The sequence below is a fragment of the Streptomyces africanus genome (assembly GCF_002150735.1).
Lineage (GTDB): Bacteria > Actinomycetota > Actinomycetes > Streptomycetales > Streptomycetaceae > Streptomyces > Streptomyces africanus.
In genome coordinates this window covers 1-21,972 of the sequence record NZ_MUKA01000020.1, presented here as the reverse complement: position 1 = coordinate 21,972, position 21,972 = coordinate 1, and the positions used below count along the sequence as shown (strand labels likewise).

Here is a 21,972-nt window from a genome sequence, read left to right as displayed (position 1 = left end):
CGGTGCTCGCCCTGCTGCTCGCCGGCTGCGGGATCCGGGCCACGGAGGTGCCGACGAACTTCGGGCCCGCACCCTCGCGGGTGCGCTGTTCGCTCGCCGAGCCGGACGTGTCGACGCAGGCCGCCCGGGGGCTGCCGGTGCAGGTGTTCCTGCTGTGCGGGTCCTCGCTGGTGACCGTCGACCGGACCGTACGGGTTCCGGACGGCGCGGCNNTCCGACTCGGCGGCCGCCGAGGGCGACGGCTCCGTGGTCCTGGGCGGTCCCGGCGCCGGCTCTCCGCGCCGCTACGCGTGCACGGACGAGGTGCGGGCCCGGCCGGGCAGCACGGAACCGCCCTCCAGGGACGCGGCCGGGGAGTGAGCGGGCCGGGTTCCGCCCGGCTGTGGCGCATGCCTCACAGGCCAACCGGGGCCCATCCCGGAACCGATCCGGCCGGAGGCCGCGTCTTGGGGGGAGTGCAGCGTCAAGGCTCCATCGGCGGCAGCGCCGCGTTCCGCATCCGTGTGACAGGAGGTGTCCTCCTCGTCGCACATCTCGCGTTCGTCGCCTGGCTCACGCTGCGGCCGCTGGACGTGCCCTGGGTGATGCCGGCCAATCTGCGGCCGTTCGACGGCATCCGGGCCGATCTCGCCCTGGGCTGGCCCGAGGCGGCCCGGCGGATCTGCGAGGGGCTGGCCCTGCTCGCCCCGCTGGGCGTGCTGCTGCCGATGGCGAGCGGCAGACTGGTCGTCTCGCCGCTGGCGTCCCTGCTCAACACCGTCACGGCCGGTGCCCTGCTGTCGCTGGTTATCGAGCTGCTCCAGACCGGCGTCCCCGGCCAGGTCGTCGACGTCGACTCGCTGTTGTTGAACACCGCGGGCGTGGCCCTCGCGCATCTCGCGCTCGTTCCCGCCGGCCGCTCCTGGCTGCGCCGCCGCAGCGCCGCGCGCCCGCCGCGTACGCCCCTCCCCCCTCAGGAGCCGGCTCAGGGTCGGACCCCGACGATTCCCAGGGTCGGGATCGCCCCGTGGAGCGACGCTTTGCCCCCTTCGTCTCCGTAGCGTGGAGTGCAGGTGGGGTACTCGCAGGAGAGGCCTCACGACATCTCACGAAGGAGCCGCACATGTCACGCCTCGCCCGCCCCACCCATGGCCGCATGATCGGCGGAGTGTGCGCCGCGCTGGCTCGGCGCTTCGGCACCTCCGCGACGACGATGCGGGTGATCTTCCTGGTCTCGTGCCTGCTGCCCGGCCCGCAGTTCCTGCTGTACATCGCGCTGTGGATCCTGCTGCCGTCGGAGGACAAGGTGCAGAACAAGGCACAGACGGCCTGGTAGCCACCCGTTGCGGAAACGCCGATGGGGCGCACCCTGTGTCCAGGGGTGCGCCCCATCGTCGTGTGTCCGCCTGGGCGGGGGTCAGACGCCCGGAAGGCTGTTCACCGGGAGCCCGCCGAGCAGCTTGGCGGCCGGGCCGGTCGGGCCCTGGGCGAGCACCTGCCCGGCGACCGGCTGGGCGGCGGCGAGACCGGTACCCGCCAGGGTCTGCCCCTGGCCCACCGCCTCAGCCGAGCCCGCCGGCAGCGCCGGGGAGAGCTGCTCCGCCGGGAGCGCCTGGGTGACGGTCTCCAGCGCCTGGGCGGTGTCCGGGACGGCCGGGGCGGCGTCGGCGGCGCCCGCACCGGCGGCGGCGAAGGCGGCACCGAGAGCGGCGACACCGAGGGACTTGGCAGCAGACTGCTTCATGAAAATGCGTCCTCGTAATGGGATGACGGGGTGTGTGAGCGGTCCCGCGACCGTAATCACGCGGCGCCGTCCGCCGCAAACATCGAAATGCGGACGGCTTGTGAACACCGCCCGCATTCCCTGTGTGCCGAAGACTCTCGGTCAGCCCTCCGAAGGCAAAGAACCGCTGGTGGAGGCGGTTTGCCGGAACAGCCATTCGGATTTCAGCTCGGCATATCCGGGCTTGATCACGTCATTGATCATGGCCAGTCGTTCATCGAAAGGAATGAATGCTGATTTCATCGCATTGACGGAGAACCACTGCATGTCGTCGAGCGTGTAACCGAACGCCTCGACAAGGTGCTCGAATTCCCGGGTCATGCTGGTGTGCGACATGAGGCGGTTGTCCGTGTTGACCGTGGCGCGGAAATGCAGCCTGCGCAGCAGCCCGATGGGGTGCTCGGCGTAGGAGGCCGCCGCCCCGGTCTGCAGGTTGGAGCTCGGGCACAGCTCCAGCGGGATGCGCTTGTCACGGACGTACGAGGCGAGCCGCCCGAGTTCGACGCTGCCGTCCTCGTGGACCTGGATGTCGTCGATGATCCGCACCCCGTGACCGAGCCGGTCGGCGCCGCACCACTGGAGGGCCTGCCAGATGGACGGCAGCCCGAAGGCCTCGCCGGCGTGGATGGTGAAGTGGTTGTTCTCGCGCTTGAGGTACTCGAAGGCGTCCAGGTGCCGGGTGGGCGGGTAGCCGGCCTCGGCGCCCGCGATGTCGAAGCCGGCGACGCCCAGGTCCCGGTACCGGTTGGCGAGTTCGGCGATCTCCAGGGCGCGGGCCGCGTGCCGCATGGCGGTGAGCAGGGCGCCGACACGGATGCGCAGGCCCTTCCCCCGGGCGCGGCGCTCCCCCTCCCGGAAGCCCTCGTTGACGGCCTCGACGACCTCTTCGAGGCTCAGACCGCCTTCGAGGTGCTGCTCGGGGGCGTAGCGCACCTCGGCGTAGACGACGCCGTCCTCGGCGAGGTCCTCGGCGCACTCGGCGGCGACCCGCACCAGGGCGTCGCGGGTCTGCATGACGCCGACGGTGTGGGAGAAGGTCTCCAAGTACCGTTCCAGGGAACCGGAGTCGGCGGCCTCGCGGAACCAGATGCCCAGCTTCTCCGGATCGGTCTCCGGGAGCTGGGAGTAGCCCGTCGCGCGGGCGAGTTCGACGATCGTGCCGGGGCGCAGACCTCCGTCGAGGTGGTCGTGCAGCAGAACCTTGGGCGCCCGGTGGATCTGGTCCGGTGTCGGGGTGTTCGCGATGGTCTGGCTCGTCATTTCCGCACTCTAACTCCTACGCGCGTAGATGGCGCGTCCCCGGCTCCTTTACGTTTTCGTCGATACGTAACGGTGACCGCAAGGACGGGTCGCGTACACCCGCGCTTCTGACACTGTTCTGTCATGGCACACCAACCGACGCCGGTGCGCAGGGCCCGGCTGGGCAGGACATTCGGTCCGGAGCCGTCGGCGGTCAGCGGCGTGGTGCTGCTGCTCCCCGGCGGCGACGAGGTCTCCGGCCGCAGGCCGTCCCCCCTGGTGGCGACCGCCTCCGTACGCGCCCTGGGGCGCCGCCTGGCCCGCGCGGGCCGGGACGAGGGTCTCGTCACGCACGTGGTGCACTACCGCTACCGCGGCTGGAACGGCGACGAGGCCAACCTCGCGGCCGACGCGGCCTGGGCGGCCGACGAGGTCGTACGGCGTTACGGAGACGTTCCCGTCTGCCTCGCCGGCATCGGCATGGGCGGCCGGGCCGGACTGCGGGCGGGTGGTCACGAGGCCGTCAACTCCGTGCTGGCGCTCGCTCCTTGGCTGCCGGAGGAGGAGGCGGCCGGGCCACCCGAACCGGTGAAGCAACTGGTGGGGCGGCAGGTGCTGATCGTGCACGGCACGAACGACGGGCGGACGAATCCCGAGTTGTCGTTCCGGCTGGCGGCGCGGGCGAAGAAGGCGAACCGGGATGTGTGCCGGTTCGAAGTGCACGCGGACGGGCACGGGTTGCATCAGTACCGGGACGAAGTGCTGGCGTTGGCCGAGGACTTCGTGATGGGGGCGTTGTTCGGGCGGGCTGTGTCGCGGCCTGTGCGGGATGCGCTGGCCGCGCCGCCGCCGTTGGGGTTGCGGATGCCGTTGGCTGCGGGGTTCGGTTCTTCGTTGCGCCAGTAGCGCCGTGGGGGTTCTTACCGGCCGGCGGGTGCGGGTTGCCTGTGGCTTGTCGCGCAGTTCCCCGCGCCCCTTAGGTGGGGAGCAAACTGCCCCTTCTTGAGAGCAGGAATCTCTTGAAGGCCGCTACCGGGGGTGTGTCCGGGTGGCCGTCCAGCCAGGCCACGCCGATTTCGCGAACGGCGCGCGGAGCAGTCACCGTCAGCTCGACGACCCCCGGGCGGGGCACAGCGGGTGGCGGCAGGAGGGCCACCCCCAGGCCCGCTGCCACCAGGCCTCTCAGGGTTTCCGCTTCCTCGCCCTCGAAGGCGATGCGGGGTTTGAAGCCGGCCTCCTGGCAGAGGTCGTCGGTGATGCGGCGGAGGCCGTAGCCCGGTTCCAGGGTGACGAACATTTCGTCCGCGGCCTCGGCGAGGCGGATGCGGCGGCGGCCCGCGAGGGAGTGGTCCGCGGGGACGACGAGGCGGAGCTTCTGTTCGTCGAGGCGGCGGGCGACCAGGCCGGGGGCGTCGGGGACGGGGGACGTCAGGCACAGGTCCAGTTCGCCGGCGCGGAGGCGTTCGAGCATGGCCTCGCCGTAGTTCTGGACGAGACTGAAGCGGACGCGCGGATGGTCGGCGCGGAAGGCCTGGAGGAGGCCCGGGACCGTCTCCGCGCCCATGGTGTGCAGGAAGCCGAAGGCGACCTTGCCGGTGGCGGGGTCGGCGTCGGCCCGCACCTCCTCGGCGGCGCGCTCGACCTCGGCCAGGGCGCGTTCCACGGAGGCGAGGAAGGTGCGGCCGGCCGGGGTGAGGGAGACCGTGCGGCCGTGGCGGGCGAAGAGGTCGACGCCGAGGTCCTGCTCCAGGCGGGCCATGGACCGGGAGAGGGTCGACTGGGGGACGTTCATCTCCTGGGCGGCGCGGGTGACGTGCTCGGTGCGGGCGACGCCGGCGAAGTACGCGAGGCGGGGCGCCAGCACCCTGGACATCTCCGCCATGTCTTCTGTGTCACTGGACGGTGACAGCCGAGCCGCTGAACTGTGTTGATGCGCCATGGGAACGATTATGGCAGTTCCATGCATTGGACGGATCAGTGCGCGCGTACGTAGTTTCGAGGCATGTCTCCCGCCAGTACCGGGGCGTCCACCGTCGTGGGCGCCGATGCCTCTGTCCCTGCCGCCGACGCACGCATGTCCCCGGGCGGGCCCGGCTACCGCCGGATGAGCCTCGCCCTCTTCCTCGCGGGTGTCGCGACCTTCGCGCTGCTGTACTCCACGCAGGCGCTGCTCCCGCTGATCTCCGGCGAGTTCGGGGTGGCGGCGAGCGATGCGAGCTGGACCGTGGCCGCCGCGACGGGCGGGCTGGCGCTGTTCGTCCTGCCGATGAGCGCCCTGTCGGAGCGCTTCGGCCGGCGTACGGTCATGACGGCCTCGCTGGCCGTGGCGGTGACCGTCGGACTGCTGGTGCCCTTCGCCCCGTCGCTGGGTGTCCTGGTCGTGCTGCGGGCGCTCCAGGGCGCGGCGCTGGCCGGGCTGCCGGCGTCGGCGACGGCGTACCTCGCGGAGGAGGTCAGCCCCAAGGCGCTGGTCACCGCGATCGGACTGTTCGTCGCGGGCAACAGCGTCGGCGGGATGAGCGGCCGGGTCATCACCGGCTGGGTCGCCCAGGAGTGGGGCTGGCGGGTCGCCGTCGGGGTGATCGGCGCGATCGCCGTGGCGTGCGCGGTGGCCTTCCGGCTGCTGCTCCCCGCCCCGAAGAACTTCAGGACCGGTTCGCTGCGGCCGCGTGTCCTGGCCCGGACGGTCCGTGACCACCTGTCGAACCCGCTGCTGTGCCGGCTGTACGCGATCGGCGCGCTGTTCATGACGGTGTTCGGCGGGGTGTACACGGTCATCGGCTACCGGCTGACCGAGGCGCCGTTCTCGCTGCCGCAGGGCATCATCGGCTCGATCTTCCTGGTGTACCTCGTCGGTACGGTGTCGGCGTCGACGGCCGGCCGGCTGGTGGGCCGGCTGGGCCGCCGGGGCGCGCTGTACGCGGGCGGCGGTACGACGGCGGCCGGGCTGCTGCTGTCCCTGGCGGGTTCGCTCCCGCTGGTCCTGCTGGGCCTGGTCCTCATCACGGCGGGCTTCTTCGCGGGCCACGCGGTGGCCTCCTCGGCGGTCAGCAAGACGGCCACGACCGGCCGCGCGCAGGCCTCGGCGCTCTACCAGTCGGCCTACTACGTCGGCTCCAGCGCGGGCAGCACGGTCGGCGCGATCGCCTTCCACGCGGGCGGCTGGGCCGGGACGGTCGGGGTCGGGCTGCTGGCGGTTCTGGGCGTCGTGACGATCACGGTGTTCGGGACCCGGGCGGCGCGGACGCAGCGGCGGCTGACCACGGCCGCCTGAGGCTCGACACGGACTGTTCCCCCTGGTCGGGGCCGGTTGTCAGTGGGCGCGGATAACGTCCGCCTCCGTTGACCACCGGATTCGACCAGGGGGATTTTTCATGGAGTTCCGCATCGACCGTACGGCGTTCGCCGAGGCCGTGGGCCGGGCGGTACGGGCGCTGCCCGCGCGGACGCCGGTGCCGGTGCTGGGCGGGCTGCTGCTGGAGGCGGACGCGGGACGGCTGGCCGTGACGGGGTTCGACTTCGAGGCGGCGGTACGGGTGGAGGCCGACGCCGAGGTCGCGGTGCCCGGGCGGGTGCTCGTCCTGGGGCGGCGGCTGCTGGACGTCTGCCGGGTGCTGCCGGACGGGCCGGTGAGCTGCACGCTGGAGGCCTCGCGGTTGACGGTGGAGGCGGGCGGTACGCGGTTCGGGCTGTCGACGCTGCCCCTCGCCGAGTACCCGGCCCTGCCGGCGCCGCCCGCGCCGTACGGCACGGTGGACGCCGCCGCGTTCGCGACCGCCGTCGCCCAGGTCGCGGTGGCGGCCGGGCGCGACGACACGCTGCCCCTCCTGACGGGCGTCCAACTGCGTATGGACGGCGGGGAGATGACCCTGGCCGCTTCGGACCGCTACCGGTACGCCGTGCGGCGGCTGGAGTGGCAGCCGGGGGCGGCGGCACAGGGCGTGGTGGACGCGTTGCTGCCCGCGCGGCGCCTGCTGGACGTCGCGCGGTCGCTGGGCCGCGGCGGGGACGTGCTGATCGGGTGGGACCCGGCCGGGGGCGGCGGGCTGATCGGCTTCGAGGGCGGGCGGACGCGGACGGCGCTGCGGCTCCTGGAGGGGCGGCTGCCGACGTACAGGTCGCTGTTCGACATGGCGGGGGCCGCGGTCGCCGAGGTCGAGTGCGAGAGTCTCGCGGAGGCCGTGCGGCGGGTCGCGGTGGTGGCGGAGGCGAACAGTCCCGTGCTGCTGGACTTCTCGTCCGACGGGTCCGTCATGCTCCGCGCCGGCTACGGCGACGACGTGGCCGCCCAGCGTCTGCCGGCCACGCTGACCGGCGCCGACGAGATGCCGGTGGCCTTCAACCCGGCCTATCTGCTGGACGCGCTGACATCCTTCGAGAGCCCGCGCGTACGGCTGGAACTGCTCGGGGCGGGGCAGCGGGCGCTGCTGCACGCGGTGCCGGACGGCGGGGCCGCCGAGGGAGCGGCCGAGGTGGCCGGGGAGCACCGGCATCTGCTGATGTCGGTGAAACAGCTGGTGTGAAGCACTGCTCCCGCCTGCGCTTTTGTGCGCTCGGGGGGCCGTTGTCAGTGGGCTGCGGTAGCTTCCGAAGTGCTGGACGCGATGGCGCGTGACAGAAATTCCACAGGGGTGGGTGGACGATGACGAACGGCACGGCGACACCGACAGACCTGGACACCAGGCTGGAAGCACACCGCACCGAGCTGACGGGGTACTGCTACCGGATGCTCGGCTCCTCCTTCGAGGCCGAGGACGCGGTGCAGGACACGATGGTCCGCGCCTGGCGCAGCTACGACAAGTTCGAGGGCCGCTCCAGCCTCCGCTCCTGGCTCTACCGCATCGCGACCAACGTGTGCCTGGACATGCTGACCGCGGGGAACAAGCGCGCCCGGCCCATGGATCTGACCGAGTCCACCCCCCTCGCCCAGGCGGCCCTCTCCCCCCGCCCGGACAACACCTGGCTGGAGCCCATGCCGGACGCCCGCGTGCTGCCCATGCCCAGCGACCCGGCGGAGGCGGCGATCGCCAAGGAGTCCGTGCGGCTCGCCTTCATGGCCGCCCTGCAGAAGCTGCCGGCCAAGCAGCGGGCCGTGCTGATCCTGCGCGAGGTGCTGGCCTGGAAGGCGAGCGAGGTCGCCGAGCTGCTGGACACCTCGGTGGCGTCGGTGAACAGCGCCCTCCAGCGGGCCCGCGCCACCCTGGCCGAGCGGCAGGAGCCGGGCGCCGAAGCGGCCGTCTCCGACCCGCTGGACGAGGACCAGCAGAAGCTGCTGGACCGCTATGTGGCGGCCTTCGAGGGCTACGACATGACGGCGCTGACGGCCCTGCTGCACGAGGACGCGGTCATGACGATGCCGCCGTTCGACCTGTGGCTGACCGGCGTCGGCGACATCACGGGCTTCATGACGACGCTCGGCGCGCCCTGCGCGGGCTCCCGGCTGGTGCCGGTCCAGGTCAACGGCCTGCCGGGGTTCGCCCAGTACAAGCCGGACCCGGAGAAGGGCGGCTTCTCGCCGTGGGCGGTCCAGGTGCTGGAGATCTCAGACGGCCGGATCACCGGGTTCCACTGCTTCCTCGACACCCAGCGCTGGTTCCCGCTCTTCGGCCTGCCCCTCCACCTCGAAGCGGAGACCGACCAGGTCCAGGAGGGCGCGTAGGGCCGGGTCGGGGTCGCGCAGCCGTATCCGTCCCCCGGCCCGCCGGGCGGCCAGCTGGAGCCGCGCGAGCAGGTCGACGGCGGCGAGCCCGGGCGGCCCGAGGCCTTTGACGTCGCACACCACGACCCGGGCACGGCTGGTGCGCAGCAGTGCCCTGATGTCGTCGCTCAGTCCGCTCACCTCGTCCCGGGCGACGGGACCGGGGAGCACGAGCACGGGGGGTGTCATGGCATCCACAGTCGGTAGACCGGGCGGGCGGCGGTAACTCATCGCGGCTGTCCGTCCTGTTGACGCCGTGAGGATCACATTGACCTCGGTACGGCCTTCCCCGGAGGGTTGGCTGTATGCCCCATGCAACTGCCCTTGCCGCGCTGTCCGATGCACGTGTCGCCGGTGAGGGGGCCTCGTGCAGGGGGTGCTGAGCGGCTTCGCGGTCATCGCGGTCGTCATCGGGGTCGGGTATCTGATCGGCCGCCGGGGATATCTGGGCGACGGCGGGCGCGAGGTTCTGACGAAGCTGGCCTTCCACGTGGCGTCTCCCGCCCTGCTCTTCACGACGCTCGCCCAGGCCGACCTGTCGGTGATCTTCTCCGACCGGCTGCTGGTCACGGCGACGAGCACGGCAGCGGCGGCGGGTGTCTTCGTGGCGGTGGGTGCCGCGCGCGGCTGGGGTGTGGGCCGGACGACGATCGGCGCACTGTGCTCCAGCTATGTCAACTCGGGCAACCTCGGCATCCCGATCGCGGTGTACGTGCTGGGCGACGCGTCACTGGTCGCGCCGGTGCTGCTGTTCCAGCTGGTGGGGGTCACGCCGGTGGCGCTGACGGTCCTGGACCTGGCGAGCGGCGGGGAGAAGCGGCCTCTGTGGCAGCGGCTGCTCACGCCGCTGCGCAATCCCATAGCCCTGGGCTCCCTGGCCGGTGTGGCGGCCTCGGCGTCGGGCCTGACGGTGCCGGGCCCCTTGCTGGACCCCCTGACCCTCATCGGCAACATGTCGGTCCCGGCTGTCCTGCTGGCCTTCGGCATCTCCCTGCGCGGCAGCACACTCCCGCTGCGCGGCGCGGAACGGGCCCCGGTCCTCCTCGCCGTGACTCTCAAGGCGGTCGTCCAGCCCCTGGTCGCCTGGGCTCTCGCAGCGGGCGTCTTCGGCCTGCAGGGGGCCTCGCTGCTCGACGTGGTGGTGACGTCGGCGCTTCCGGCGGCGCAGAACCTGTTCACGTACGCGAGCAGCTACCGGGTGGGTGAGGTGCTGGCGAGGGAGGCGATCCTGTTGTCGACGGTGGTGTCCGTGCCGGTTCTGGTGGTGGTGGCGGCGCTGCTGGGGTGACTCAGGCCCCGGCGAAGTCGCCTGTGTCGAGTTCGAGGCCGAAGGGCTCCGGCAGTGTGATGGGTTCTCCGAACTTGCCTGCCTGCAGAACCCGGTAGACGTCCCGTTGCGGTTCGCCGTAAAGCGTGATGGTGGGGCCGCCAGGAGCCCAGCCATCGATGAGCAGATACAGCGGAACACCAGCCTGGGCGTAACCTGCGGCCTTCTTGATCCGGTCGTGGACCGCATTCGACTTGGACGTGATCTCGACGATGAGCTCAGCGGCAGCCGCTGGGATGAAGTTGCCGCCCTCGTCACGCAGCACCTGCCTGGGGGCGACTGCTAGGTCAGGGATGTAAAGCCCGTCACGAGACGGGACCGCCGTACCCAGGGTCTGGTAGATGCCCCAATGCCTGGGGATGACCTCGTACAGGGCTCGCTGAACCTGGTCAGCGATGTCGTTGTGGGCATTGGACGGCGGTGGTGCCACGGTGACGATCCCCTCGATGATCTCCACCTTGCAGCCCTCGGGCGCGTCCGTCTCCTGCCAGATCCGAACGAGGTCGTCCCACTCGTGGCCGCTGGCCGTCGAGTGGTCGACGGTGAGTGCGCTCATGGCGGTTCTCCAATCAGTGCGTCACCGATCCCAGCATGCCGAACGGGACTGGTGCAGGTCCACCAGTCCCGTTCACCCGAACGATAAAACCCCAGCTCAGGCGATACGTTCCAGCACCACCGGCGAAGCCGTGAAGGCCGTCCCAGTCGCGGCGATGTCGTAGGAGCCCTCGACCGCCTCCAGGGCGTACTCGAAGCGCTCCGGCGTGTCCGTGTGGAGGGTCAGAAGGGGCTGGCCCTCGGTGACCTGGTCGCCCGGCTTGGCGTGCATCTCGACGCCCGCGCCCGCCTGCACCGGGTCCTCCTTGCGGGCGCGGCCCGCGCCCAGGCGCCAGGCCGCGACGCCGATGTCGTAGGCGTCGAGGCGGGTGAGGACGCCCGAGGACGGGGCCTTGATCACGTGCTGTTCGCGAGCCACCGGAAGCGCCGCGTCCGGGTCGCCGCCCTGGGCCGTGATCATGCGGCGCCAGACGTCCATCGCCGAGCCGTCGGCGAGGGCCTTCGCCGGGTCGGCGCCGCTGATGCCCGCCGCGTCGAGCATCTCGCGGGCCAGGGCGATCGTCAGCTCGACCACGTCCGCCGGGCCGCCGCCCGCCAGGACCTCCACCGACTCGCGGACCTCCAGCGCGTTGCCAGCCGTCAGGCCGAGCGGGGTGGACATGTCGGTGAGCAGCGCGACCGTCTTCACGCCGTGGTCGGTGCCGAGGCCGACCATCGTGGAGGCCAGTTCGCGGGCGTCCTCGATGGTCTTCATGAAGGCGCCCGTGCCGACCTTCACGTCCAGGACCAGCGAGCCCGTGCCCTCCGCGATCTTCTTCGACATGATCGAGGAGGCGATCAGCGGGATCGCCTCGACCGTGCCCGTGACGTCGCGCAGGGCGTAGAGCTTCTTGTCGGCCGGGGCCAGGCCGTCGCCCGCCGCGCAGATCACCGCGCCGGTGCCGTCCAGGACGGACAGCATCTCCTCGTTCGACAGGAGCGCGCGCCAGCCGGGGATCGACTCCAGCTTGTCCAGCGTGCCGCCGGTGTGGCCGAGGCCGCGGCCCGAGAGCTGCGGGACGGCGGCGCCGCAGGCGGCGACCAGGGGGGCCAGCGGGAGGGTGATCTTGTCGCCGACGCCGCCGGTGGAGTGCTTGTCGGCCGTCGGGCGGGACAGGGACGAGAAGTCCATGCGCTCCCCGGAGGCGATCATCGCGGCCGTCCAGCGGGCGATCTCGCGCCGGTTCATGCCGTTGAGCAGGATGGCCATCGCGAGGGCCGACATCTGCTCGTCGGCCACCTCCCCGCGGGTGTACGCGTCGATGACCCAGTCGATCTGCTCGTCGCTGAGTTCGCCGCGATCCCGCTTGGTGCGGATGACGGAGATGGCGTCCATGGCCATGGCTTGGGCTTCCTTCCGAGGTTTCCACAAGCCGTACGGCCCCCCTGAGCCGGTCGCGTGAGCAACTCAGAGGGGCCGCACGGAAGTTACTTGCTGAGGTGGTCCGGGCCGAAGGCCTGGGGCAGCATCTGGGACAGCGGCAGGATCCCCGCCGGGGTCTGAAGCAGCAGGTCCGGGCCGCCGAACTCGTGCAGCAGCTGGCGGCAGCGGCCGCACGGGACGAGCGTCTCGCCGTCGCGGTCGACGCAGGTGAAGTGCGTCAGCCGGCCACCGCCGGTGTTGTGCAGCTCGGACACCAGGCCGCACTCGGCGCACAGTCCGAGCCCGTACGAGGCGTTCTCCACGTTGCAGCCGGAGATGATCCGGCCGTCGTCGACCAGGGCGGCCACGCCCACCGGGTAGCCGGAGTACGGGGCGTACGCCCGGGACATGGCGTCCCGGGCCACCGCGCGCAGCTTCTCCCAGTCGACGGCCGGGCCGGCGCCGGTCACTTGCCCTGCCCCTTCCGGTACGGCAGCCCGTCCGCCTTCGGCATGCGCAGCCGCTGGGCGGACAGCGCGAGGACGACCAGGGTGATGACGTACGGCGTGGCGGAGACGACCTGGTTCGGGACCTCGTTGGTGGTCGCGTACCAGGCGAACACCAGGGCGCCGACGACCAGGGTGATCACGGCCTGGAGGTACTTCTTGCGGACCACCAGCCAGATGGCGCCGATGAGCAGCAGGAGTGCGCCGAGCAGCAGCAGGGCGTGGACGTTGGCCGAGCCGCCGCGCAGGTTGAGGCTGTCGGTGTAGCCGAACAGGCCCGCGCCGAGGGCGAGTCCGCCGGGCATCCAGTTGCCGAAGATCATCGCGGCGAGACCGATGTAGCCGCGGCCGCTGACCTGGCCCTCCAGGTAGAAGGGGTTCGCGACGATCGACAGGAAGACACCGCCGAGGCCGGCCAGACCGCCGGAGATGATCACGGCGATGTACTTGTACTTGTAGACGTTGACGCCGAGGGACTCGGCGGCGACCGGGTTCTCGCCGCAGGAGCGCAGCCGCAGGCCGAACGCGGTGCGCCACAGGATCCACCAGGTGCCGGGGATCAGCGCGACGGCGATCAGGGTCAGCCAGGAGACGTTGGTGACCAGGCCGCCGAGCAGTCCGGCGATGTCGGAGATGAGGAACCAGCCCTGGTTGTTGAGATCCCTGAGCGCGTCGGACAGCCCCGGCACGGTGAAGTTGCCGAGGGAGTCCACCGCCGGGGACTGCTTGGCGGAACCGCCCGTGCGGCCCTCGAAGGCGAGGGGTGCGAGGTAGCGGGTGACGCCCAGGGCCAGGATGTTGATGGCCACACCGGAGACGATGTGGTTGACGTTGAAGGTGACGGTCACGAAGGCGTGCAGCAGGCCGCCGATCGCGCCGCCCGCGATGCCCACCAGGACACCGGTCCACGGGCCCCACTGGAAGCCGGCCCAGGCGCCGAACCAGGTGCCGAGGATCATCATGCCCTCGAGGCCGATGTTGACCACGCCCGCGCGCTCGGCCCACAGGCCGCCGAGACCGGCGAGGCCGATCGGCACGGCGAGCTGGAGCGCGGTGGACATCTGGCTGACGTTGGTGATGCCGTCGGCGCCGGTGACGATGCGGACGATGGAGGTGAGCGCCAGTCCGCCGGCGATGATCAGCAGCAGGACGGGCCAGGACAGGCGGCGGCCGGTCGGCGCCGCGGGCTGCAGCGTGGGCTGGTTGAGGTCGGTCGCGGTGGTCATCGGCCAGCCACCTCCTTCGTGGTGTCGGTGTTGCCGAGGACGTGTCCGGCGGCCAGTTCGGCGCCGACCCGGCGCTGCTGGCGGCGCAGGCCCCACTCGCGGACGGCCTCGTAGGAGACGACGACCGAGAGCACGATCAGGCCCTGCATGATGACCGCGATCTCCTTGTCGTAGCCGTGGAAGTCCAGCTCGGGCGAGGCCTTGTCGAGCCAGGCCCACAGCAGGGCGGCGAAGGCGATGCCCACGGGGCTGTTGCGGCCGAGCAGGGCGATGCCGATGCCGAGGAAGCCGATGCCCGTGGGGAAGTTCAGGCTGTAGGTGTGGGTGTCGCCGAGCAGGATCGGCAGGCCGGCGAGGCCCGCGATGCCGCCGGAGATCAGCATGGCGCTGAGCACCATGCGCTTGGGGTCCACGCCGCTGGCCGCGGCGGCGCTCTGCGAGGCGCCGGAGGCGCGCAGGTCGAAGCCGAAGCGGGTGCGGTTGAGGACGATCCAGTAGCCGATGCCGAGCAGGACGGCCAGCAGCACCAGGCCGTAGATCTCGCCGGCCGCGCCCATGCCGATGCCGGGGATCCAGCCGGACTCGTGCATCTCGCCGGTGGTGTTGTTGTTGCCGACCTTCACGCCGAAGACGTTCGGCAGCCACAGGTAGGCGATCACGGAGGTGGCGATCGCGTTGAGCATGATCGTGGCGACGACCTCGCTGACGCCGCGGGTGACCTTGAGGACACCGGCGATGCCCGCCCAGAAGGCGCCGGTGAGGACGGCGGTCAGGATCAGCAGCGGGACCTGGAGGCCGGCAGGCAGGGCGACATGGGCGCCGACGACCGCGGCCAGCATCGCGCCGAGCTGGTACTGGCCGTCGACGCCGATGTTGAACAGGTTCATCCGGAAGCCGATGGCCACCGCGAGCGCCGCGATGTAGTACATCGACGCCTGGTTGATGATCAGGACCTGGATGTCGGAGAAGCTCAGCTGCTCGAACATCAGGGCGTACGGCTCGACGGGGCTCTTGCCCGACGCGAGCAGCACGATCGCGCTCAGGGCGAAGGCCACGGCGAGCGCGATGACCGGTCCGGCCACCGCGAGGAGCACGCGCTCCCTGTCGAACTTCTTCATCAGCGGGCCTCGTCTTCCGGAGACTCGGGGGCGTCGGCCTGCGAGGTCTCGGGGGTCTCTTCGTGCGCGAGGTGCCCGGTGGCGGCACCGGTCATGGCCGAGCCGAGCTCCTCAGGGGTGATGGTGGCCGGGTCGGCGTCCGCGACCAGCTTGCCGTTGTAGATCACGCGCAGGGTGTCGGACAGGCCGATGAGCTCGTCCAGGTCGGCGGAGATCAGCAGGACGGCCAGGCCCTCCCGGCGGGCCTCGCGGATGTGGTCCCAGATGGCGGCCTGGGCGCCGACGTCCACGCCCCGGGTGGGGTGCGCGGCGATCAGGAAGCGCGGCTTGTGGCTCATCTCGCGGCCGACGATCAGCTTCTGCTGGTTGCCGCCGGAGAGGGAGGCGGCGGTGACGTCGATGCCGGGGGTGCGGACGTCGTACTTCGTGACGATCCGCCGGGTGTCCTCCTGGGCCGCCTTCGGGTCCAGCCAGACGCCCTTGGCGAGCGGCTTCTCGGTGACGTGGCCGAGGATACGGTTCTCCCAGAGGGGTGCCTCCAGGAGCAGGCCGTGGCGGTGCCGGTCCTCGGGGATGTAGCCGATGCCCTGCTCGCGGCGCCTGCGGGTGGGCCAGGCGGTGATCTCCTCGTCGGCGAGCCGGATGGTGCCGGAGTCGGGGGGCCGCAGGCCGATGAGCGCGTCGACCAGCTCGGTCTGGCCGTTGCCCTCGACACCGGCGATGCCGAGGATCTCGCCCTCGTGGATGGTGAAGCTGATGTCGTCGAGGAGGGCCTTGCCGCCGGGGGCGGCCAGCCGGAGCTTCTCGACGCTGACGACCGGGCGGTCGGTGACCGTGGACCCGGCCGTCTCGGGCGTGGGCAGTTCGCTGCCGACCATCATCTCGGCGAGCTGACGGGGCGTCGTCTCGGCGGGGACGGCCGTGCCGACGGTGGTGCCGCGGCGGATGACCGTGATCTCGTCGGCGACGGAGAGCACCTCGCCGAGCTTGTGCGAGATGAAGATGACCGACAGGCCCTCGGAGCGCAGTTCGCGCAGGTTGGCGAAGAGGGCGTCGACCTCCTGCGGGACGAGCACGGCGGTCGGCTCGTCCAGGATGAGGGTGCGGGCGCCGCGGTAGAGGACCTTGAGGATCTCCACGCGCTGGCGGGCGGCGACGCCGAGCTCCTCGACCAGGAGGTCGGGCTTGACGTCGAGGCCGTAGCGCTCGGAGAGCTCCTTGATCTTGCGGCGGGCCTTCGCGCCGATGCCGTGGAGCTTCTCGCTGCCCAGGACGACGTTCTCGAGGACCGTGAGGTTGTCGGCGAGCATGAAGTGCTGGTGGACCATGCCGATGCCGCGGACGATGGCGTCGGCCGGCGACGAGAAGCTGACCCGCTCGCCGTCGACGGCGATGGTGCCCTCGTCAGGCTTCTGCATGCCGTAGAGGATCTTCATCAGCGTCGACTTGCCGGCGCCGTTCTCGCCGACGAGGGCGTGCACGGTGCCCTTGCGGACGCTGAGGTGGATGTCGTGGTTGGCCACGACGCCCGGGAAACGCTTGGTGATCCCGGCGAGTTCGACGGCGGTCACCGATTCGTTGACCGCCGCTCCGGCCGGAGGGCTGCTGGACGCGTTGATGGCGCACTCTCCTGGGGACGGGGGTCGTCTACGCGCGTAGCGCCCCTACGGCATACAAAGGGGCCGACGCACCGCGACAACGGGGTACGAGGAGCAGCCTCCCCGTACCCCGTCGAGCGGACGTAACCCCGGGGGTTACCGCCTGCTTCGAGGCAGTCGGTCGTCAGCTGCTCTTGACCTTGATCTCGCCGCTGATGATCTTCTCCTTGGCCGTCTTGATGGCTTTCTGGAGCTCGGCGTCGGCCGCGAACTTCGGGTTGGAGTCCGACAGGCTCACCTCGCCGGTCTTCAGATCGCCACGAACGATACCGGTCTCGGGCTTGCCGTCCTTGACCGACTTCGCAAGGGTGTACACGGCCTGGGCGACGTCCTTCATGGCCGAGGTGAGGATGGAGTCCTTGTACTTGGCGAGGGCCTCCTGCTTGTACTGGTCGGAGTCGACGCCGATCGCCCACACCTTCTTGGCGGCGGCGGCCTCGATGACGCCCTGACCGGACAGGCCGGCGGCCGCGTAGACCACGTCGGCCTTCTTCTCGATCTGGCCCTCGGCGGCCGTCTTGCCCTTGTCGGGGCTGGCGAAGCCGCCCTCCTCGGCCGTCTGCGTCAGGTACTGGGAGAGGACCTTGACCTTCGGGTCGGTGTCCTTGACTCCCTGCGCGAAGCCCGCCTGGAACTTGTGGATCAGCGGGATGTCCACACCGCCGACGAAGCCGACGACGTTCGACTTGGTGCTCTTCGCGGCGGCGACACCGGCCAGGTAGGAGGCCTGCTCCTCGCTGAAGACGAGGTCGGCGACGTTCTTGGTGTTGATCGTGGCGTCGTCGACGATGCCGAAGGTGGTCTTCGGGAACTTCTCCGCGGCGCCCTTGACGGCCGCGGCGTACGCGTAGCCGACGCCGATGACCGGGTTGTAGCCCTGCTTCGCCAGCGAGACCAGGCGCTGTTCCTTGTCGGCGTCCGTCTCGCCCTCGGTGGGCTCCAGGTCGGCCGTCTGGTACCCGAACTCCTTCTTCGCCTGCTCCAGGCCCGCGTACGCGGCGTCGTTGAAGGACTGGTCGCCCTTGCCGCCGACGTCGTACGCGATGGCGAGGCCCTTGTTCCCCTTCGAGTCCGACGACCCGGAGGTCGAGGTGCTGCCACAGGCGGAGAGGGCGAGGGCCAGGGAGGCGGTCGCTGCGCCTGCGACCGTGATCCGGGAAATCCGGCGCATGTGTGGGTGCTCCTGTCGTACTACCGGGGCCGCACAGCGCCGGGACGGTTCAGCTTCAGCGCTGGCTTCGCCGCAGATTAACGCGCGTAGACCTGCCTGAAAACCCCTTCTGTCCACCTTGTTATGCGCCCGTGGCCAAGCCATCACCGCGCCTTGGCCGGGGCGTTGCCGACCGCGAACGGAGGGTGGCGCTGGGTGACCCGGGGGCCCGGCACGCCCCTCAAGTTCCCGGGAACGTCGGAGCGGGCGGGCACCCGGGGTGCCCGCCCGCTCCGACGGCCTCACGGCCGGACAGCAGGAGACCTACTCGGTCTTGACCTTGATCGAGCCGTTGTCGATGCCGTCCTTGGCCTTGTTCACGGCGTCCTTGAGCCCCGGGATCTTGGCGTACTCCGGGTTCGTCTCGGCGAGGCCGACGCCGTTGACCTTCAGGTCGAAGGTCTGGGTGCCGGTCAGGGGCTTGTCGTCGTGGACGGACTTGGCCAACGTGTAGACCGCGCCGCCGACGTCCTTGAGGGCGGAGGTGAGGATGTAGTTCTTGTACGGGGCGAGGGCGGCCTGCTTGTACTGGTCGGAGTCGACGCCGATCGCCCAGACCTTCGCCTTGGCGCCGGCCTCGATCACGCCCTGGCCGGACAGGCCGGCGGCCGCGTAGAGCACGTCGGCCTTCTTCTCGATCTGGCCCTCGGCGGCGGCCTTGCCCTTGTCGGGGCTGGAGAAGCCACCCTCCTCGGCCGTCTGCGTCAGGTACTGCGACAGGACCTTCACCTTCGGGTTGGTGTCCTGCACGCCCTGCTTGTAGCCGGCCTCGAACTTGTGGATCAGCGGGACGTCGACACCGCCCACGAAGCCGACGATGTTCGACTTGGTGGCCTTGGCGGCGGCGACACCGGCCAGGTACGAGGCCTGCTCCTCGGCGAAGACGAGGGAGGCGACGTTCTTGCCCTCGACCACGGAGTCGACGATGCCGAAGGTGGTCTTCGGGTACTTGGACGCCACGGCCTTCATCGCCGGGCCGTAGGCGAACCCGACGCCGATGACCGGGTTGTAGCCCTGCTTGGCCAGCGAGGCCAGGCGCTGTTCCTTGTCCGCGTCGGTCTCGCCCTCGGTGGGCTCGATGTCGGCGGTCTTGTAGCCGTACTGGTCCTTGGCCTTGGTCAGGCCGGCGTAGGCGGCGTCGTTGAAGGACTGGTCGCCCTTGCCGCCGACGTCGTACGCGATGGCGAGGCCGCGGTCCTTGTTGTCACTGCTGCCGCTCTCACCGCTGGTGCTGCCACACGCCGTGGCGACGAGCCCGAGCGACGCGACCCCCACCGCGACGCGGGTCAGTTTGGAAATCCGACGCATCGTGAAGTTCCCCATTCTCCAAAGCCCCGGAGTGGGTGCTCGGTTCGGCGCACATTAACGCGCGTAGACACTCCTGGGAACGGTTCGCTGCGGGGCCGTTATCCATTCGTGCCGATGGCCGGTTACGCCCTTGTGAACGCGGGGATCGAACGGGGTCGAAAGGTGTACTCGGGCACACGGCGTATGCCTGCTGGTCACGCGCACCAGGCTGCCGCCGGGCTGCGCCGCTTGCAAGCTGAGACGCCGCCGGGGCGGCCGGGGCCCGGGGTGGTTGTCGCCGGGGCCGACGGGCCGGCCGTGGGGCGCGGGGTCGTCGTTCCGCTGCGGCGCCGTCGTGGCTGGTCGCGCAGTTCCCCGCGCCCCCAAGAAGGTGAGTCCTAGCGCAGGCCGTCGACCAGGGCCGCGGCGGTGAACAGCTCCACTCCGACCGTGATGGCCGACTCGTCCACGTCGAAGTCGCCCTGGTGGAGGTCGCGTACCTGGCGTTCGCCGGGGGTGCGGACGCCCAGGCGGGCCATCGCGCCGGGGACGTGTTCCAGGTACCAGGAGAAGTCCTCGCCGCCGAGGCTCTGCTCCGTGCCGACGACCGAGTCGACGCCGCGCCGGGCGATCATGGCGTCGCGCAGCAGCTCCGTCACGCCGGGCTCGTTGACGACGGGCGGGACGCCGCGGACGTAGTTGATCTCCGACTTGGCGCGGTACAGGTTGGCGATCTCGTCGATGGCGGCGACCACGACGTCGGGAGCCTGCCGCCATGCCTCGATGTCGAGGCATCGCACCGTGCCGGAGAGTTCGGCGTGCTGCGGGATGACGTTGGGCGCGTGCCCGGACTCCACGCGGCCCCAGGTGATGGCGAGCCCGCTCCGGCTGTCGAAGCGCCGGCCGACCAGGGCGGGGACGTCGGTGACCACGCGGGCGGCGGCGGTGACCAGGTCGGTCGTGAGGTGGGGGCGCGCGGTGTGTCCGCCCGGGCCGTTCAGGGCGATCTCCAGCCGGTCGCAGGCCGAGGTGATGGGGCCCTCCCGGAGCCCGACCTGCCCCGCGTCGACCCGGGGGTCGCAGTGCACGGCGATGATCGCGCCGACCCCTTCCAGGGCCCCGCACTTGATGACGTCGGCGGCACCGCCGGGCAGGACCTCCTCGGCGGGCTGGAAGATCAGCCGGACGGGGCGGGGCAGCAGGCCCTGCTTGTGCAGCTCCGCGAGGACGAGCCCCGCACCGAGGACGACCGCGGTGTGCACGTCGTGGCCGCAGGCGTGCGCGCGGTCGGGCACGGTCGAGCGGTACGGGCAGTCGCTCTTCATGTCGGGGATGGGCAGGCCGTCGATGTCGGCCCGCATGGCGAGCATGCTGGGGCCCCCGTCCCACTGCTCGCCCTCCACGCCGATGTCACAGACGAGTCCCGTCCCGACGGCGAGGACGCGCGGCTTGAGGCCGGCCCTCTCCAGCCGCTCCTTGATCGCGGCTGTCGTGCGGAACTCCTGGTTGCCCAGCTCCGGGTGCATGTGCAGGTCGCGTCGGAACGCGATGAGCTCGGCGCGCAGAGCGTCGGGCAGCGCACCGGGAAGCACGGCTCCCCCGGGAAGATCGACCTCGGACTCCAGTGACATCAATTGCTTCACCCTCTGAAGGGTAGGGCGCCAGGGCGGTCGGCTGACCCTCGATCAACAAAACTTCAATCCGTTAGGGGCAGAAAATATGACCGCCGAACGTATAGCTATCAAGCGAGATGGGTAAACTCGCCCGCCTTTAGGACCGAGCCGGTCACCGCGACTCACAGAGTGTGACTTCGGCCACACCTGCGCCACGGCACCGTTGTCCATCCATCCTCCTCCACGGATACCACGCCCTGCGCGGGGAACACGGCCTTGTTCGTCTGGCGGACGCCCGGCCCCGATAGTGTGCGCCCCGTGCGCGCCGACAGCCCCGAGTTCGTCCAGTCCACCCAGGCCTCGTACGACGCCATCGCCGAGGACTACGCCGCCGGGTTCCCGGACAGTCTCGCCGGGAGGCCGCTGGAGCGGGCCCTCCTGGCGGCCTTCGTCGATCTGGTGCGTGCCTCCGGGGCGCCGGTGCAGCCGCCGGTCGCCGACATCGGCAGCGGGCCCGGGTACGTGGCGGCCCGGCTGCACGACCTGGGGCTGCCGGTGTTCGGGGTGGACGTGTCACCCCGTATGGTGGCCCTGGCCCGCCGGGCGCACCCCCGGCTGCGGTTCCACGTCGGTTCGATGACGGAGCTGGACCTGCCGGACGAGACGCTCGGCGGCATCGTCGCGCTGTACTCGATCATCCATGTGCCGGACGAGCATCTGCCTCGGTCTTCGCCGGGTTCCACCGCGTCCTGGTGCCGGGCGCGCCGGTACTGCTCGGCTTCCAGTCCGGTGCCGAGGACGGCCGTGCGCATCTCGCCGAGCGCTTCGGGCGGGAGATCTCGCTCGACTGCTACTGGCGCACGCCGGAGACCGTCGCGGCGCGGCTCAGGGAGGCGGGCCTGGAGCTCTACGCCCGTGTACTGCGGGAGGCCGAGGGCGAGGAGCAGCGTCCCCGTGCGTTCCTGCTGGCCCGCAAGCCGGTTCCTGCCGGGGCGTGAGCCCTGGCCGGGGGTGAGCGGCCCTCAGGTCTGCCGCGTCAGGGAGGGCGTGGCCGCCACGTCCGCGAGGCCGCCGGTTCCGTGGGGCTGCCGGCGGCTCCGGCGCTGCGGGCGCACGGCCTGCCACGCCGGTTCCGTGGGCCCGCCGGCGGCTCCGGCGCTGCGGGCGTACGGTCTGCCGCGCCGGTTCCGTGGGGCTGCCGGCGGCTCCGGCGCTGCGGGCGCACGGTCTGCCGCGCCGGTTCCGTGGGCCTGCCAGCGGCTCCGGCGCTGCGGGCGCACGGTCTGCCGCGTCTCCCTGAACCGCCGGCCTCCGAGCCGCCGGGCCGCCGGGCCGCCGGGCCGCCGGGCTGCCGGGCCGCCGGGCTGCCGG

Annotated in this window: 20 protein-coding genes and 3 pseudogenes; 9 read left to right on the top strand and 14 right to left on the bottom strand. The window is 71.2% G+C overall.

What is annotated here, in order from left to right; genetic code table 11:
* The first annotated feature begins 2 nt into the window (after positions 1 to 2).
* The 3 genes and pseudogenes from CCL05_RS45515 (at position 3) to CCL05_RS03235 (ending at position 1,315) form a co-directional block, all read left to right on the top strand.
* Positions 3 to 360 (top strand): annotated as a pseudogene (locus tag CCL05_RS45515) (hypothetical protein).
* 95 nt (positions 361 to 455) lie between these two features.
* Positions 456 to 1,040 (top strand): VanZ family protein, encoded by a 585-nt coding sequence (locus tag CCL05_RS03240; RefSeq protein ID WP_086558957.1) that lies wholly within the window; start codon positions 456 to 458, stop codon positions 1,038 to 1,040.
* 62 nt (positions 1,041 to 1,102) lie between these two features.
* Entirely contained in the window at positions 1,103 to 1,315 is a 213-nt protein-coding gene (locus CCL05_RS03235; protein ID WP_086558956.1) for a PspC domain-containing protein, read from the top strand.
* Positions 1,316 to 1,396: 81 nt separating this feature from the next.
* On the opposite strand, the gene CCL05_RS03230 is transcribed toward CCL05_RS03235, so the two are convergent.
* The gene (locus tag CCL05_RS03230; RefSeq protein ID WP_086558955.1) at positions 1,397 to 1,723 is read right to left on the bottom strand and encodes an ATP-binding protein; all 327 of its coding nucleotides are present in this window, start codon (positions 1,721 to 1,723) and stop codon (positions 1,397 to 1,399) included.
* A gap of 141 nt (positions 1,724 to 1,864) precedes the next feature.
* Entirely contained in the window at positions 1,865 to 3,022 is a 1,158-nt protein-coding gene (locus CCL05_RS03225; protein WP_086558954.1) for an adenosine deaminase, read from the bottom strand.
* A gap of 123 nt (positions 3,023 to 3,145) precedes the next feature.
* Here CCL05_RS03225 and CCL05_RS03220 point away from each other — a divergent pair, with 123 nt between their 5' ends.
* Positions 3,146 to 3,907 carry an alpha/beta hydrolase gene (locus tag CCL05_RS03220; RefSeq protein ID WP_086558953.1) on the top strand — a complete coding sequence of 254 codons (762 nt, stop codon included), beginning with the start codon at positions 3,146 to 3,148 and terminating at the stop codon, positions 3,905 to 3,907.
* A gap of 70 nt (positions 3,908 to 3,977) precedes the next feature.
* On the opposite strand, the gene CCL05_RS03215 is transcribed toward CCL05_RS03220, so the two are convergent.
* A complete protein-coding gene (locus CCL05_RS03215) occupies positions 3,978 to 4,940 on the bottom strand; it encodes a LysR family transcriptional regulator (RefSeq protein WP_086558952.1) in 963 nt (320 codons plus the stop codon).
* A 63-nt stretch (positions 4,941 to 5,003) separates the two neighbouring features.
* Here CCL05_RS03215 and CCL05_RS03210 point away from each other — a divergent pair, with 63 nt between their 5' ends.
* From CCL05_RS03210 to CCL05_RS03200, 3 genes are all read left to right on the top strand, one after another.
* Positions 5,004 to 6,275 carry an MFS transporter gene (locus CCL05_RS03210; RefSeq protein ID WP_086558951.1) on the top strand — a complete coding sequence of 424 codons (1,272 nt, stop codon included), beginning with the start codon at positions 5,004 to 5,006 and terminating at the stop codon, positions 6,273 to 6,275.
* Positions 6,276 to 6,375: 100 nt separating this feature from the next.
* Positions 6,376 to 7,524, top strand: coding sequence for a DNA polymerase III subunit beta (gene dnaN, locus CCL05_RS03205; protein WP_086558950.1), 1,149 nt, complete (start codon positions 6,376 to 6,378; stop codon positions 7,522 to 7,524).
* 119 nt (positions 7,525 to 7,643) lie between these two features.
* Positions 7,644 to 8,660: a sigma-70 family RNA polymerase sigma factor gene (locus tag CCL05_RS03200; RefSeq protein ID WP_086558949.1), complete on the top strand. Its 1,017-nt coding sequence runs from the start codon at positions 7,644 to 7,646 to the stop codon at positions 8,658 to 8,660.
* On the opposite strand, the gene CCL05_RS03195 is transcribed toward CCL05_RS03200, so the two are convergent.
* The gene (locus CCL05_RS03195; RefSeq protein WP_143589802.1) at positions 8,544 to 8,930 is read right to left on the bottom strand and encodes an STAS domain-containing protein; all 387 of its coding nucleotides are present in this window, start codon (positions 8,928 to 8,930) and stop codon (positions 8,544 to 8,546) included. The two genes, CCL05_RS03200 and CCL05_RS03195, sit on opposite strands and share 117 nt — an antisense overlap.
* 136 nt (positions 8,931 to 9,066) lie before the next feature.
* Between CCL05_RS03195 and CCL05_RS03190 the strand changes: the two genes are divergently transcribed.
* Positions 9,067 to 9,987: an AEC family transporter gene (locus CCL05_RS03190; protein WP_086558948.1), complete on the top strand. Its 921-nt coding sequence runs from the start codon at positions 9,067 to 9,069 to the stop codon at positions 9,985 to 9,987.
* 1 nt (position 9,988) lies between these two features.
* Here the strand turns inward: CCL05_RS03190 and CCL05_RS03185 are convergent, their stop codons facing one another.
* From CCL05_RS03185 to CCL05_RS03145, 9 genes are all read right to left on the bottom strand, one after another.
* The gene (locus CCL05_RS03185; RefSeq protein ID WP_086558947.1) at positions 9,989 to 10,582 is read right to left on the bottom strand and encodes a Uma2 family endonuclease; all 594 of its coding nucleotides are present in this window, start codon (positions 10,580 to 10,582) and stop codon (positions 9,989 to 9,991) included.
* Between the two features lie 96 nt (positions 10,583 to 10,678).
* Positions 10,679 to 11,956, bottom strand: coding sequence for a thymidine phosphorylase (locus CCL05_RS03180; RefSeq protein ID WP_208641341.1), 1,278 nt, complete (start codon positions 11,954 to 11,956; stop codon positions 10,679 to 10,681).
* A 92-nt stretch (positions 11,957 to 12,048) separates the two neighbouring features.
* Entirely contained in the window at positions 12,049 to 12,453 is a 405-nt protein-coding gene (locus CCL05_RS03175; protein ID WP_086558945.1) for a cytidine deaminase, read from the bottom strand.
* The gene (locus CCL05_RS03170) at positions 12,450 to 13,715 is read right to left on the bottom strand and encodes an ABC transporter permease (RefSeq protein ID WP_086558944.1); all 1,266 of its coding nucleotides are present in this window, start codon (positions 13,713 to 13,715) and stop codon (positions 12,450 to 12,452) included. The genes CCL05_RS03175 and CCL05_RS03170 overlap by 4 nt, the downstream gene beginning before the upstream one ends.
* Positions 13,712 to 14,833 (bottom strand): ABC transporter permease, encoded by a 1,122-nt coding sequence (locus CCL05_RS03165; RefSeq protein ID WP_086558943.1) that lies wholly within the window; start codon positions 14,831 to 14,833, stop codon positions 13,712 to 13,714. Before CCL05_RS03165 ends, CCL05_RS03170 begins: the two co-directional genes overlap by 4 nt.
* On the bottom strand, positions 14,833 to 16,404 hold the full coding sequence (locus CCL05_RS03160; RefSeq protein WP_086558942.1) for an ABC transporter ATP-binding protein: 1,572 nt from the start codon (positions 16,402 to 16,404) through the stop codon (positions 14,833 to 14,835). The genes CCL05_RS03165 and CCL05_RS03160 overlap by 1 nt, the downstream gene beginning before the upstream one ends.
* Positions 16,405 to 16,615: 211 nt before the next feature.
* Complete coding sequence (locus CCL05_RS03155) at positions 16,616 to 17,662, bottom strand: BMP family lipoprotein (protein ID WP_086558941.1); 1,047 nt, start codon at positions 17,660 to 17,662, stop codon at positions 16,616 to 16,618.
* A 303-nt stretch (positions 17,663 to 17,965) separates the two neighbouring features.
* Positions 17,966 to 19,009, bottom strand: coding sequence for a BMP family lipoprotein (locus CCL05_RS03150; RefSeq protein WP_086558958.1), 1,044 nt, complete (start codon positions 19,007 to 19,009; stop codon positions 17,966 to 17,968).
* 377 nt (positions 19,010 to 19,386) lie between these two features.
* The gene (locus tag CCL05_RS03145) at positions 19,387 to 20,619 is read right to left on the bottom strand and encodes a M20 family metallopeptidase (RefSeq protein WP_086558940.1); all 1,233 of its coding nucleotides are present in this window, start codon (positions 20,617 to 20,619) and stop codon (positions 19,387 to 19,389) included.
* Positions 20,620 to 20,919: 300 nt separating this feature from the next.
* Between CCL05_RS03145 and CCL05_RS03140 the strand changes: the two are divergent.
* Positions 20,920 to 21,599 (top strand): annotated as a pseudogene (locus CCL05_RS03140) (class I SAM-dependent DNA methyltransferase).
* Positions 21,600 to 21,623: 24 nt separating this feature from the next.
* Here the strand turns inward: CCL05_RS03140 and CCL05_RS45510 are convergent.
* Positions 21,624 to 21,972, bottom strand: a pseudogene (locus CCL05_RS45510) (hypothetical protein); the annotation flags it as partial.

Excerpts from the sequence above, each read along its gene's own strand:
- CCL05_RS03210 (WP_086558951.1), top strand. The coding sequence starts at position 5,004 with ATGTCTCCCGCCAGTACCGGGGCGTCCACCGTCGTGGGCGCCGATGCC.
- CCL05_RS03165 (WP_086558943.1), bottom strand. The coding sequence starts at position 14,833 with ATGAAGAAGTTCGACAGGGAGCGCGTGCTCCTCGCGGTGGCCGGACCG.
- CCL05_RS03170 (WP_086558944.1), bottom strand. The coding sequence starts at position 13,715 with ATGACCACCGCGACCGACCTCAACCAGCCCACGCTGCAGCCCGCGGCG.
- CCL05_RS03230 (WP_086558955.1), bottom strand. The coding sequence starts at position 1,723 with ATGAAGCAGTCTGCTGCCAAGTCCCTCGGTGTCGCCGCTCTCGGTGCC.
- CCL05_RS03200 (WP_086558949.1), top strand. The coding sequence starts at position 7,644 with ATGACGAACGGCACGGCGACACCGACAGACCTGGACACCAGGCTGGAA.
- CCL05_RS03195 (WP_143589802.1), bottom strand. The coding sequence starts at position 8,930 with ATGAGTTACCGCCGCCCGCCCGGTCTACCGACTGTGGATGCCATGACA.
- CCL05_RS03180 (WP_208641341.1), bottom strand. The coding sequence starts at position 11,956 with ATGGACGCCATCTCCGTCATCCGCACCAAGCGGGATCGCGGCGAACTC.
- dnaN (WP_086558950.1), top strand. The coding sequence starts at position 6,376 with ATGGAGTTCCGCATCGACCGTACGGCGTTCGCCGAGGCCGTGGGCCGG.
- CCL05_RS03225 (WP_086558954.1), bottom strand. The coding sequence starts at position 3,022 with ATGACGAGCCAGACCATCGCGAACACCCCGACACCGGACCAGATCCAC.
- CCL05_RS03155 (WP_086558941.1), bottom strand. The coding sequence starts at position 17,662 with ATGCGCCGGATTTCCCGGATCACGGTCGCAGGCGCAGCGACCGCCTCC.
- CCL05_RS03185 (WP_086558947.1), bottom strand. The coding sequence starts at position 10,582 with ATGAGCGCACTCACCGTCGACCACTCGACGGCCAGCGGCCACGAGTGG.
- CCL05_RS03145 (WP_086558940.1), bottom strand. The coding sequence starts at position 20,619 with ATGTCACTGGAGTCCGAGGTCGATCTTCCCGGGGGAGCCGTGCTTCCC.
- CCL05_RS03220 (WP_086558953.1), top strand. The coding sequence starts at position 3,146 with ATGGCACACCAACCGACGCCGGTGCGCAGGGCCCGGCTGGGCAGGACA.
- CCL05_RS03150 (WP_086558958.1), bottom strand. The coding sequence starts at position 19,009 with ATGCGTCGGATTTCCAAACTGACCCGCGTCGCGGTGGGGGTCGCGTCG.
- CCL05_RS03235 (WP_086558956.1), top strand. The coding sequence starts at position 1,103 with ATGTCACGCCTCGCCCGCCCCACCCATGGCCGCATGATCGGCGGAGTG.
- CCL05_RS03215 (WP_086558952.1), bottom strand. The coding sequence starts at position 4,940 with ATGGCGCATCAACACAGTTCAGCGGCTCGGCTGTCACCGTCCAGTGAC.